The organism is Pseudomonas sp. MDV22-iso1 (genome assembly GCF_058145095.1).
The window spans coordinates 161684-173666 of the sequence record NZ_JBYVMF010000013.1 but is presented as its reverse complement, the minus strand read 5'-3'; the positions used below and the strand labels follow the sequence as shown (position 1 = coordinate 173666).

Annotated in this window: 13 protein-coding genes and 1 pseudogene; 6 read left to right on the top strand and 8 right to left on the bottom strand. The window is 57.4% G+C overall.

Going from position 1 to position 11983, the window contains the following annotated elements; genetic code table 11:
• Positions 1–59: 59 nt before the first annotated feature.
• Together AC3ZVB_RS16625 and pdxR are read right to left on the bottom strand one after the other, a co-directional pair.
• On the bottom strand, positions 60–353 hold the full coding sequence (locus AC3ZVB_RS16625; RefSeq protein WP_162436736.1) for an antibiotic biosynthesis monooxygenase family protein: 294 nt from the start codon (positions 351–353) through the stop codon (positions 60–62).
• A 123-nt stretch (positions 354–476) separates the two neighbouring features.
• Positions 477–1910, bottom strand: coding sequence for a MocR-like pyridoxine biosynthesis transcription factor PdxR (pdxR, locus tag AC3ZVB_RS16620; protein WP_194693226.1), 1434 nt, complete (start codon positions 1908–1910; stop codon positions 477–479).
• 204 nt (positions 1911–2114) lie between these two features.
• Here pdxR and AC3ZVB_RS16615 point away from each other — a divergent pair, with 204 nt between their 5' ends.
• From AC3ZVB_RS16615 to AC3ZVB_RS16605, 3 genes are all read left to right on the top strand, one after another.
• A complete protein-coding gene (locus AC3ZVB_RS16615; protein WP_490147166.1) occupies positions 2115–2555 on the top strand; it encodes a carboxymuconolactone decarboxylase family protein in 441 nt (146 codons plus the stop codon).
• 86 nt (positions 2556–2641) lie between these two features.
• Positions 2642–3562, top strand: coding sequence for a LysR family transcriptional regulator (locus AC3ZVB_RS16610; protein WP_194693224.1), 921 nt, complete (start codon positions 2642–2644; stop codon positions 3560–3562).
• A gap of 173 nt (positions 3563–3735) precedes the next feature.
• Positions 3736–4257: a GNAT family N-acetyltransferase gene (locus AC3ZVB_RS16605; RefSeq protein WP_490147165.1), complete on the top strand. Its 522-nt coding sequence runs from the start codon at positions 3736–3738 to the stop codon at positions 4255–4257.
• Position 4258: 1 nt separating this feature from the next.
• Here the strand turns inward: AC3ZVB_RS16605 and AC3ZVB_RS16600 are convergent, their stop codons facing one another.
• The gene (locus AC3ZVB_RS16600; protein WP_490147164.1) at positions 4259–4951 is read right to left on the bottom strand and encodes an aspartate/glutamate racemase family protein; all 693 of its coding nucleotides are present in this window, start codon (positions 4949–4951) and stop codon (positions 4259–4261) included.
• A gap of 154 nt (positions 4952–5105) precedes the next feature.
• Between AC3ZVB_RS16600 and AC3ZVB_RS16595 the strand changes: the two genes are divergently transcribed.
• Complete coding sequence (locus tag AC3ZVB_RS16595) at positions 5106–5600, top strand: hypothetical protein (protein ID WP_194693221.1); 495 nt, start codon at positions 5106–5108, stop codon at positions 5598–5600.
• A 130-nt stretch (positions 5601–5730) separates the two neighbouring features.
• Here the strand turns inward: AC3ZVB_RS16595 and AC3ZVB_RS16590 are convergent, their stop codons facing one another.
• Positions 5731–5952: a cbb3-type cytochrome c oxidase subunit 3 gene (locus AC3ZVB_RS16590; protein WP_490147163.1), complete on the bottom strand. Its 222-nt coding sequence runs from the start codon at positions 5950–5952 to the stop codon at positions 5731–5733.
• Positions 5953–5966: 14 nt separating this feature from the next.
• Positions 5967–7394, bottom strand: a complete 1428-nt coding sequence (ccoN, locus tag AC3ZVB_RS16585) for a cytochrome-c oxidase, cbb3-type subunit I (protein WP_162436728.1) — start codon at positions 7392–7394, stop codon at positions 5967–5969.
• Positions 7395–8008: 614 nt separating this feature from the next.
• Here ccoN and AC3ZVB_RS16580 point away from each other — a divergent pair.
• Positions 8009–8680, top strand: a complete 672-nt coding sequence (locus AC3ZVB_RS16580; RefSeq protein ID WP_490147162.1) for a DUF3313 domain-containing protein — start codon at positions 8009–8011, stop codon at positions 8678–8680.
• A gap of 92 nt (positions 8681–8772) precedes the next feature.
• Here the strand turns inward: AC3ZVB_RS16580 and AC3ZVB_RS16575 are convergent.
• The 3 genes and pseudogenes from AC3ZVB_RS16575 to AC3ZVB_RS16565 all read right to left on the bottom strand — a co-directional run.
• A pseudogene (locus tag AC3ZVB_RS16575) lies at positions 8773–9047 on the bottom strand (spermidine synthase); the annotation flags it as partial.
• A 320-nt stretch (positions 9048–9367) separates the two neighbouring features.
• Entirely contained in the window at positions 9368–10495 is a 1128-nt protein-coding gene (locus tag AC3ZVB_RS16570) for an RHS repeat-associated core domain-containing protein (protein ID WP_490147161.1), read from the bottom strand.
• 318 nt (positions 10496–10813) lie between these two features.
• Positions 10814–11239 carry a YciI family protein gene (locus tag AC3ZVB_RS16565; RefSeq protein ID WP_490147160.1) on the bottom strand — a complete coding sequence of 142 codons (426 nt, stop codon included), beginning with the start codon at positions 11237–11239 and terminating at the stop codon, positions 10814–10816.
• A 217-nt stretch (positions 11240–11456) separates the two neighbouring features.
• Here AC3ZVB_RS16565 and tpx point away from each other — a divergent pair, with 217 nt between their 5' ends.
• On the top strand, positions 11457–11957 hold the full coding sequence (gene tpx, locus AC3ZVB_RS16560) for a thiol peroxidase (protein WP_162436725.1): 501 nt from the start codon (positions 11457–11459) through the stop codon (positions 11955–11957).
• The last annotated feature ends 26 nt before the right edge of the window (positions 11958–11983 follow it).

Below are 11983 nucleotides of genomic sequence, written 5' to 3'. Positions count from 1 at the left end.
TACGTGGAATATGTTCCCCCGTAGGAGCTGCGGCACGCTGCGATCTTTTGATCTTGTTTTCAGCGAATCGGAAAACTGTTGAAATCCACGGCATTGGCCAGTTGGCTGTCAATCAGCCCGATGAAACCCTGGACTTCAGGGCAGTTGAAATGCGATTGCATGGCCGCTTCCGATTGCCAGCGTGCACTGACGCTCCAGCGGTTACTGTCCTCTGGGCAGCGGTCGACCATATAGGAATCACAGCCCGGAAGTTCGCGCAGGGTTTCGACAATCTTTTGCAGTTGCTTGCCCAGCTCTTCCGTTCGGCCGGGGGCGGCCTGCACCTGTACGGTGTTGATCACATCATTGGACATTGCTCACACTCCTGAATCAGGCCGGACGAATCCTGCTCACTGAGGGATAACGCCTATGCAGGATAGGCTTGCACCCCCGGACCACCAATAGCCAATCGCCGGATAAACCCCCACACCAATGCGTCAGGCCAGTTGCTGCAAAATGTCGCGCAAGCGGTCCAGGGCGGTGTCGATGTCCAGGGTTTCGATGGCTCCGAACCCCATGAGAAGTCCGGCCTGTGGCGCTTGCTGATAATAAAAGCCTTCAATCGAATAGAGCCCGACTTCAACTTTTTTGGCCAGTTCGATCAGTAAAGGCATATCGATAGGCACTTTGCACATAACCACCATGTGGAAACCTGCCGTGGAAGGCACCGCCTCCAGCCAAGGAGAAAGGTCGGTGGCCACGCGCGTGAGAATCCGCTCGCGCCGCCCGGCATAAATCGTATGGCAACGTCGAATGTGCTTGAGCAGGCAGCCTTCGGCGATGAACTTGGCCAGCGCCCATTGGGGCAGGGTGGACGTGTGCAGATCGGTCAATTGCTTGGCGCGGATCACCGCTTCAAGAATCGCCGGTGGCAAAATGGCGTAACCGAGGCGCAGTTCCGGCAACAGGGTTTTCGAGAATGTCCCGACGTAAGCGACGATACCCCGCTCATCCATACTTTGCAGAGAGTCGGTAGGTCGGCCTTCGTAACGAAATTCACTGTCGTAATCGTCCTCGATGATGATTGCACCCAGCTCATAGGCCCGTTCGAGCAACGCGATCCGCCGCTCCTGGCTCATCGGAATACCCAGCGGGAACTGGTGAGACGGCGTCACATAAATCAGTCGCGTTCCCAGCGGAATCTTGTCCACCTGGATACCCTCGGCATCTACCGGCACGCCGATCACGGTAGCGCCGTGGCTGCCAAACAACAGGCGGGCAGGCGGATAGCCGGGATCTTCCATGGCCACAATGTTGCCGGGGCGAGTCATTACCCGTGAGATCAAGTCCAGCGCCTGTTGCGCGCCGTTGCACACCACCACGTCTTCGTCCTGGCAATTGACCCCGCGAGAAAACGCAATGTGCCGGGCAATCGCATTGCGCAACGCCGGCAAACCTTCAGGCAGGCTGTACAAACCCTTGGAGCCGGCCATCTGGCGCAAGGCATGGGAGGTGCAGCGACGCCAGTCGTCCTGGGGAAACTGTCCCTTGCTGGTGGCGCCGCCGATGAAGTCGTAGCGCAGCGAGCCTTCCAGGGTCGGGTGACGCAGAAACACCGGCAGGTTGCGCCAGGACTCGATGACCTCGGCACTGGCCAGTTCCGAGTGGCTTTGCTTGCGGGTGACTTTTGACGGTCTGGCGTTGACGTAAGTGCCTTTGCCGATCACACCGGTGAGAAAGTTTTCGTACGTCAGTTGCGCGTAGGTATCAGAAATGGTCTTGCGCGAAATACCCAGTTGTTCCGCCAGCAAACGGCTGGGAGGCAGTTGTGTCCCGGCGGCCAGGCGCCCGGATTCAATGGCGCTACGCAGCTGTGTATAGAGCTGGCCGGTGAGGTCCTTGCGGCCATTGATGACAACATGAAGTTCCATACCGGCGGGGCTCCCGGAGCTGTTGAGCGCGTGTGCGTCGCGCCAGATTACCTGCATGAGGGCTCGCGCAGTAGTTGCGTGGGCGAAAAACCGAGGATTGGTCTGAGGCCAGGGTGGTCCACGGTTTTTTCGCATAATTGGACCTGTAATCGTCCTCCTTGAGCGCCTACCGTAAAGCGTATCCATCGATACTCGAGGCTCGCCATGAATTCCCGTCTGGATTACTACAGCGCATCACCCAAAGCGATGAGAGCCATGATCGCCATGGAAGCGCTGACCAGTAACCTGAGTATCGAACAGCCCTTGCTGCACCTGATCAAGATCCGTGCCTCGCAGCTCAATGGCTGCGCGTTCTGCACTGATATGCATTCGGTAGACGCCCGGCGTTTGGGGGAGACCGATCGCCGGCTGTATTCAGTCGTGGTCTGGCGCGACAGCGGTTTCTTCAATCCCCGCGAGCGCGCCGCACTGGCCTGGACCGAAGCGGTGACCTTACTCTCGCAAAGCCACGTGCCGGACGATGTCTACGCTCAGGCCCGTGAGCAGTTCAATGAAAGTGAAATGGTCGACCTGACCGTTGCCGTCACCGCGATCAACAGCTGGAATCGCCTGGCCGTGAGCTTCAGACAAACCCCCAGCGCCTGATGCGTTGATGCCCCCACCTGTCACAGTGAATTCATCAATAGTGCGCAAGATGAAGCTTTCACCGACAGATCGACAGGGAGTCAGCGATGCCAACGATCGAAACCACCCGCACCCGCTACATTGATCCCGTGCTGGCGCGGTCTTTCCGGGTCAGCGCCCGTTGTGGCTGCTTCACACAAGCGGCTCGCAGCCTGAACATCAAGGCGACCCAATTGCGCAAGCAACTGGCGCAGCTGGAAACGCAGCTGCAGTGTTCGCTGTTCAATCCCTCGGACAATGGCGTGTCGTTGAGTCGCGATGGTTTGGAGTTTCAGGCGCACTTGATCGCCTTGGCCCATGAGCGCGACTTACCGGTGATCGAGCAGCCCCTGATACGTCTGGCCGTGGCCGAACCGATCCTGCATGACATCCTCGGCCGTGACCTGATCTCGCTGGTAAGACGTAACGCCAGCGTTCGACTGGATATCGTCACTCTGGATAGCGAGCTGTCACTGCAAGCGATCAGTGCCGATGTGGTGGTGTGGCTGGCGGGCACCGACTCGCCGCTACCCGGGCCCAGTTTTAACGTCGGTGAGCCGCAGCGTCTGGCGCGGCTGGGCTACGTGCCGCACATCTCCAAGCGCTATTCGCGGGTTGCGGCGAGGCCGGAAAGTCATGATGACCTGGCCGATTTTTTATTGGTGCAATGGCAGCATGACCGCCAGCTCGATGCGTTCAATCCCTGGAACAGCCTGGTGGATCAACGCCTGGCTGCAGTGGTGCGCGTGCACGCCTACGAGCTGATGCTGGAGATGATCCGCTCCAGCGCCTGCATCGGGCTTGTGCCGCACTACATGAGTCAGCTTGACCGAGGGCTGGTCGCATTGCCCGGGTTGTTCGAACAACCGATGGAGCGCCAGGTGTGGATGGCGGTCAATACCGAGTCGCAAGGACAGCCTGATGTGCAGATGCTCGTCGAGCTGATCGAGAACACCTTCAACGAACGACGTGAATGGTTCCAAGCCTGAACACAACACCCCTGTGGGAGCTCGCCTGCTAGCGATTACGGTCTGCCAGTCGATATCCATGTTGCCTGCACACCGCTAATCGCCAGCAGGCTAGCTCCTACATTGGATCTCGCCACAGTCGACGATGGCGTTATAGAGTAAGCAGCCATGTCTGCATCAAGGATGAATCACCCATGTCGCTTTCCGACTCCGTCATCACCCTCGAACGCTTTAACGAAACGCACCTCGACGGCATTACCGCCCTCTACAACGACCCGGTGGTCACGCGCCAGGTGCTGCAGATGCCGTTTCAGACCGTCGACGTCTGGCGCAAGCGCCTGGCGTCGGACAATGAGCGCGTGGTGCAGCTGGTTGCGCTGCATCAGGGCACGGTCATCGGCAATCTCGGCCTTGAACAGTACTCGCGGATTCGGCGCAGCCATGCGGGCAGCCTCGGCATGGGTGTCGCGTCGGCGTGGCAAGGCAAAGGCATCGGCACAAAACTGCTGACTGCCGCGCTGGATATCGCCGACAACTGGATGAACCTGCGACGAGTCGAGCTTTCGGTCTACAGCGATAACGAAGCGGCCATCGGCTTGTATCGCAAGTTCGGCTTCGAGACCGAAGGCTTGTTGCGCGACTACGCCGTGCGTGACGGCGTCTATGTGGATGCCTTGAGCATGGCGCGCCTGCGTCACATGCCTGGCACCCGTTGATTCAGTCGCCCAATGCAAACGCCACCGCCGCCTGTGCATGCAGTTCGGTGGTGTCGAGCAAGGGCAGGGTGCTGTGTTCGGGTTTGATCAGCAGGCCGATTTCGGTGCAGCCAAGGATGATGGCCTGCGCCCCACGTCGGGTGAGGGATTCAATGACTTGTTGATAGACCTTGCGTGAGGCCTCGCTGATCACGCCGACGCACAACTCGTCATAGATGATCCGGTGCACGGCCTGGCGCTCACCCGTCTCGGGCACCAGCACACTCAGCCCTTGAGCGATCAGGCGATCCTTGAGGAAGTCCTGTTCCATGGTGAACGCCGTGCCCAGCAAACCAACCTTCAGTGCGCCCATGTTGACGGCAGCCTGGCCAACCGGGTCGGCAATGTGCAGGAACGGAATACGGATAGCGTCCTGAATCTGCCCTGCGACTTTGTGCATGGTGTTGGTACACAGCACCACGCACTCAGCGCCACCCGCTTGCAGCCGTTGCGCCGCGTCCACCAGAATCGCCGCCGCATCGTCCCAGCGCCCCGCATGCTGGGCCTGCTCGACCGGGCCGAAATCGACGCTGTGCATGAGCAGTTTTGCCGAACGCAACGGCCCCAGCCGGTCGCGAACCTCTTGGTTGATCAGACGGTAATACTCGGCGCTGGATTCCCAGCTCATGCCGCCGATAAGGCCGATTGTGTGCATGGTGTATTCCTGTGGGTTTGAAGAAAACCAGAGTGCCGTGGATCGGCATTCAGATCCACCGCAAAATGCCGTTCAGGCTTTTAGTCAAACATCGCTAGCGCGCATCTGCCATGCTCAAAGTCCGCAGCACTGCTTCAACCAAAGGAACACCGCAATGGACGACGTAAAGCAACTGGGTGAGATGCTTCGCCAATACGCAGAAAGCGAAGCGCACAAGAAACAACTGTTTGAGTCGCAATCGGCTGTGTGGGCAACGCGCATTGGTGAAGTGTTCGATCAGATCCAGCAATGGCTGGAACCGGTTCAGACGCCGAACTTGCTGGAAGTCAAACGCGAGGCATATGTCGCCTTCGGGCCGAGCGTTCCGGTCGAAACGTCGATTTTCAAGACTGAAAAACTCAGCATTGTCATCGCCGGCAAGCCTGTGGAATTCGTCCCGGATGTCATGGGCACGGGCGGTCAGATTTCTTTGGCGGTCATGGGCCTGACGGCCGCGCGCTACGGCAGCATTTCGCTGGTCTGCCTGCCACCGTCCGCTAGCTGGCAATGGCGCAAGACCAATGGCTTGAAAGACCCGGATACGTTCGCTTTCGATGCTGACTTTTTGGCGCAGCAGCTGCAGAGCCTGATTCCTCGCGAACGTGGCTGATAACCGGAAACATGGCACCTCCCTCTGTAGGAGTGAGCCTGCTCGCGATGGCGTTGTGTCAGTTACCAAATTGATTGATTGATACACCGCTATCGCGAGCAGGCTCACTCCTACAGGGGTTGTGGGTGGATTAGATATCGAGGTTGATCCAGCCTGGTTTCGCCTCTTCCGGCGCGACCGCTTTCACTTTCAACCCGGTCGCCATTTCCACCCGCCGCGCCACCTCCGGGTCATCGGCAAACGGAATCAGGCTCGCATCCTGCAGGCTTTGCGCGGTCTGGCGCTTGAAGCAATACTCGACCGCCAGCCAGAGCGCGATCACCGCTACGCCATTCATCATTAGCTCGAACATTGCGGTTGCTCCCTTCAGGCAATCTGCGCTTCGCGTTCAGCCATCGCCACATCGGCGACCCGCACCGTGCGCCACACGTTGTAAGCCATCAGCAGCATGCCGCTCAGGAAAAACACGCCACCGACAAACCGCACGACGAACCCCGGATGACTGGCCTGCAGCGCTTCGACGAACGAGTAGGTCAATGTGCCGTCGTCATTGATCGCGCGCCACATCAACCCTTGGGTGATGCCGTTGACCCACATCGAGGCGATGTACAACACCGTGCCGATGGTCGCGAGCCAGAAGTGCGTGTTGATCAGCGGCGTGCTGTGCATCTGCTCGCGCCCGAAGACCTTCGGGACCATGTGATAAACCGCGCCAAAGGTGATCATTGCGACCCAGCCCAGCGCGCCGGCGTGCACGTGGCCGATGGTCCAGTCGGTGTAGTGGGAGAGGGCGTTGACGGTCTTGATCGCCATCATCGGACCTTCAAAGGTCGACATGCCGTAGAAGGCCAGGGACAGCACCAGAAAACGCAGGATCGGGTCGGTGCGCAACTTATGCCAGGCGCCTGACAGCGTCATCATTCCGTTGATCATCCCGCCCCAGCTTGGTGCCAGCAGGATCAGCGACATCGCCATGCCCAGCGACTGCGCCCAGTCCGGCAGTGCGGTGTAATGCAGGTGGTGCGGACCGGCCCAGATGTACAGGGTGATCAGCGCCCAGAAGTGCACGATCGATAACCGATAGGAGTACACCGGACGATTCACTTGCTTGGGTACGAAGTAATACATCATCCCGAGGAATCCAGTGGTCAGGAAAAAGCCCACCGCGTTATGCCCGTACCACCACTGGACCATAGCGTCGGTGGCCCCGGCATACACCGGGTAGGACTTGAACCAGTCCACTGGAATCGACAGGTGATTGACCACGTGCAACATGGCAATGACCACGATGAAGGCGCCGAAGAACCAGTTGCCTACGTAGATGTGTTTGGTCTTGCGCTGGACCACAGTGGTGAAGAACACAATGGCGTACGCGACCCAGACTACGGTCATCCATACCGCGCCGGTGAATTCGATTTCGGCGTATTCCTTGGTGGTGGTGTAGCCCAGGGGCAGGCTGACCAGCATGACCACGATCACCGATTGCCAGCCCCAGAATGTGAACGCTGCCAGCTTGTCTGAAAACAGGCGTACCTGGCAGGTGCGCTGCACGGCGTAATAACTGGCGGCGAATTGTGCGCTGCCGGCGAAACCGAAAATCACCAGGCTGGTGTGCAGCGGTCGCAGGCGGCCGAAGGTGGTCCATGGCAGGTCGAGGTTCATCTCGGGCCACACCAGTTGCGAGGCGATCCACACCCCCATCGCCATCCCCACGACACCCCAGACGATGGTTGCCACGATGAATTGGCGCACGACCTTGTAGTTATAGGCCTGGCCGGTTGTTGCTGTGCTCATGGTCATTGCTTCCACGGTTGCAAAGTAGTGCCAGGCCACCCGGCCTGACAGGTCCTGCACTGTAGAAACCCTGCCCGAAACAAAACAGACTCAGAAAAACGTCATTTATACGGATCAGATTAAAAGGCACATCTGCGGCGTTTTGCCGCTCGCTGATATGGTTTTTCAGTCTTGAGACGAAGGTGCCCCCAACTGACCTGCGCGCTGCCCAATCCATCGCGAGAAGCACTGAGCAGATCCCGTGCGGTGGCGATGCGTACCGCTTTCACCGGATCACTCAACCACGGCGTCAACAACGGCGTTCGTTCCTGGCCAATCCTTGACCTGCTCGCTGTGACAGCCCTGACACTGCTGCTTATCGACCGTCTTCGCTGGCGCCAGTGCGACCGGTTGCGGCTGGGCCCGACTTCTGCAGCCCATGCGCGTTTGCCTTCAGACGCGCGTTCAAGCTCAGTGCAGCTTTGCCGGATGACCGGCGACCGTCAAATAACGGTTGTAGGCGTACGTACGCCGTTAAACAGCCAGGGTGATTTTTCGTACAACATCTGTTGCTGTGTCTATACCTGTAACACTCTTACCCGTAATGTTGTGCGCTTACTTACAGGAGTTACCGCATGAAGCTAGCGTTAATGATGAGCACGCTGTGCATTGCCTCGATCGGAGTTGTAGGCTGTGCCAGCAAAGTTGTTGAACCCGACCAGTACTCGGGCTTTCTCAAAGATTACAGCCAACTCAAGGAAACCGAGTCACCGTCAGGTGCCACGGTGATGCGCTGGATAGATCCCAAGCTGGACGTCAACAAGTTCAACAGCGTTTACATCGAGCCGACCCAGCTTTATCCAAAGCCTCAGCCAACCGTGAAAATCCCTCAGGCAACCCTCAACGGTATTACCAGCTACTACGATCAAGCCCTCAAGCGTGAAATCGGCAAATCCTTGCCATTGGCCGCAGGCCCAGGTCCTGGTGTGATCGTGGTGCGTGCCGCCATCACTGCCGTCAGCAGCTCGACCGAAGGCCTCAAGCCGTATGAAGTGATCCCGATCGCACTGGTCGCCGCAGCGGTCAGCACGGCCAGCGGTATTCGTGATCAGGAAACCGACCTGGCCACTGAAGCGGTGTTTCTTGATGGCAGCGACAACCACGTAATCGCCCAGGTGGTGCGCAAAGGCACCGGTAAACCGCTGGAAAACGATTCCCAGGTCATGAAAGCCGATGACGTCAAAGGCGTTCTCGATGGTTGGGCTGCGGATCTGCATCAGTCTTACCTGAAGCTCAAGTCCAAGTAATGTATCGGGGCTGATGGCCTCATCGCGAGCAGGCTCGTTCCCACAGGTTAGGAGCAAAGCCTGCTCGCGATGGCGGTATCGCCCGCGCTGCATCACTCCCCCATGAACCACCGGAAATCCGGATTCCCCCATCCCCGCGCATCACTTCCCGGGCGTCCCTGGCCCAGGCATCACGATCACCCTCATAAGCATGCAAACTCCCCCGATAGAATTTCATCAGGCGTTGCTGATGGGTGTTCATGCGCTCTATAAAACGGGCATCAACATTCACCAGCGGCGGCGCGATGCACAAGTCCAGCAACGCTGGCAGAACACGGGTGATTTCCTTGGCGCGTACCCACGGCGCATATTCGATTCGTGGCCAGGTTTGTGGCACCGACACCGCAACTGACAAACATCGTCAACAGGCTGAAACCTGGTGCGCGAATTGCACCTTGCGTATGAAAGCGCTTATTTGCCGAAGATGACGTTGATGCCCGCGAACAATATGAATGGCGGGAGGCCACAGCCTTTGCGTTCCACGGCAGTTAATCAGTGATTATCCAGTCGAAGGAATTAGTTCTTTCGGATTGTGGCCGATTTCGCGTTTATCTTTTCTGTACTGAAAAGTTAATGCGGATCAGTGGGTTGGGAGTGATGAGGGAAGTAGTTAAAAGCCCAGACATTTCTTCATGCGACTGTGCTGACTCAGGTTCCAAAGGAACCTCTCACAGGGGAAGCCCCTCTTGGGGCTCGCACAGGGGCATCTATCAATGCTTCTGTTGAATGCCTGACGATATAGGCGGCGCGATTGATCACTGAACTTCGCAGCTTGGTGGCCGCTGCTAGCTTCTGCGCCCCCGATGAGACCCGCAATTGGTAGGTGTAATGACTGATCGAAGCATCGAAATGGAGTGTGTGCAGGTAAGTTTCTGCACCGTTTGGCAGGAGTTGAATCTCACCGACCTGGGGCACGCCGTCGCTGAAGCTGAACTCGGGGCGATTGTAAAAATCGAATTTTCTGGCGGCGGTTTCCGCGGTTTCCATACGGCCTGGGATGATCCGGTTCGAAAGTTTTTTACTTCGTGACAGCTCTTTCGATCTTCTTAGCACTGCGCTTTGCTCGGTACTAAGCGGAAATTTGCCAACGCCGTCAATGATTCCATTAAACATGTCGTAAGCAGTTGCTGGCCTCGATGCTGGTAACGGTAGAGGCTGCGTGATTGCCGAAGGCTGTGGTACGAGCGCACCAACCTGGGTTGAGCGCAAGTTATCTACGTATTTCGCATATAAAGCCAATAGAGATGCATGACCAGTTGGATCTATTCGATTCACCGGATCCCCTGAACAGTATGCATATGGATTCAAGCTGCCATCACCAAAGGGGCTCCAGTTGTCCGGGCTGTGGAATCGCATCAACACCGGATTGAAAGCCCGGTAACCGTTGCCTGGTAAATAGCACCCGGTAATGGGATCCCGCAGTTCACCGTTAAACGCGAGCACGTTCAGTAAACCGCTGTTGGAGCGGTGATGGCCGTAAGGCGAATAAGCAATCGGTTCGGGCAGCTTGGCGTCAACGGCACTCAGTACCGACCGTTGCTGATCAGTGGCAAGTAAAGTGGTTTTTACTGTTAGGCCGTGGCTATGCTGTTGAGCTAGAAGTTGGTCATGGTGTTGAAAAACCGACCGCTTTGACAAACCCTCGATTTCTGTTGTGATCCGGGTTTTGCAGTAAAAGCGATGAGTGTAGGTATCTGTTTCAGATGAAGTGCTAGCGACTCGGTCCAGCGGATCATAGTGATAACGACAGAGTACGGCTTCGTGGCGCAAAGACATGGGTTGAGTTCCTATGTTTGATCGCAAGGCGAAAGGTTCGTCTTCTGTGCAAGCGGTGTCTACTATCAGAACTGTTAGTTACTCATGTCATCTGGATTCTGAAACAGTGACGCTGCCCTCCTGGGCGCAATATTTATGGCGAGGGAGCTCGCTACGGCTAGGCTGTGCAGCAGTCGCGAAGCCTTTAGCTACCCGGATTTCTCTGTTGCATTACATGCGTACTTATTCAGGACGCTTCGCGACCTCGCGGGAGCAAGCTCCCTCGCCACAGGGGGCAATGTCGGCGGGGGAGGTTGTTCTGAGCTCTTGCTCCGGGCGTCAGGACTTCTTGACCTGAGCCCGCACTCTTTCTTCCTGCTCGCGCAGTTTCGGAGTGAACTCCTCACCGAAATCTTCCGCCGAGTACACCGGACGAATCTCGATCTCGGCGTCGGTGCCCGGCATCGGGTTAGGGCAGCGCTTGACCCAGTCGATGGCTTCCTGCTTCGACTTGACCTCCCATATCCAGTAACCGGCAATCAATTCCTTGGTTTCCGCAAACGGCCCGTCGATCACCGTGCGCTGCTCACCCGAGAAACGCACGCGGGCACCTTTGCTGCTGGGCTGCAGGCCGTCGCAATCGATGAGGATGCCGGCCTTGGCCAGTTCCTCGTTGTAGTTGCCCATGGCGGTCATCAGTTCTTCGCTGGGGATTATTCCCGCCTCTGAGTCGACGCTGGCTTTTACAATGATCATGAATCGCATGGCTTTTCTCCGCAGGGTTGGCTGGATTCACGAGTAGTCGAATGGCGGCCTTCCAAATCGACAGGGTGAGCCACGAAAATGTCCGGCGGCAGAAGTTGTATCCAATTCATACGACAGAACCTCACAATTTGTATCTGGGCATAGGTCGCCGGCCCATTTCATGGTTAACTTCTGCCTCTTCGAATTCTCTCTATCAACGTTCAGAAGGACTCAGTTCATGGCTCAAGTCACCCTCAAAGGCTCCCCGGTTCAAGTCAACGGTCAACTGCCACAAGCCGGTTCCAAGGCGCCAGCCTTCTCCCTGGTGGCCGGTAATCTGTCCGACGTGACCCTGGCCAGCCTGGCCGGCAAGCGCAAAGTGCTGAACATTTTCCCAAGCGTAGACACTCCGACCTGCGCGACCTCGGTGCGCAAGTTCAACGCCCAGGCCAATGATGTCGCCAACACTGTCGTGCTGTGCATCTCCGCTGACCTGCCGTTCGCCCAGGCGCGTTTCTGCGGCGCCGAAGGTCTGGAAAACGTCCAGAACCTGTCGACCCTGCGCGGTGCTGAATTCATCGAGAACTACGGTGTGGCAATCGCTGATGGCCCACTCAAAGGCCTGACCGCACGTGCCGTGGTTGTACTGGATGAAAACGACAACGTTCTGTACAGCGAACTGGTCAAGGAAATTGCTGACGAACCGAACTACGAAGCTGCACTTGCTGTTCTGAAATAAGTTCGCGCTTACAATTGTTAACGGCC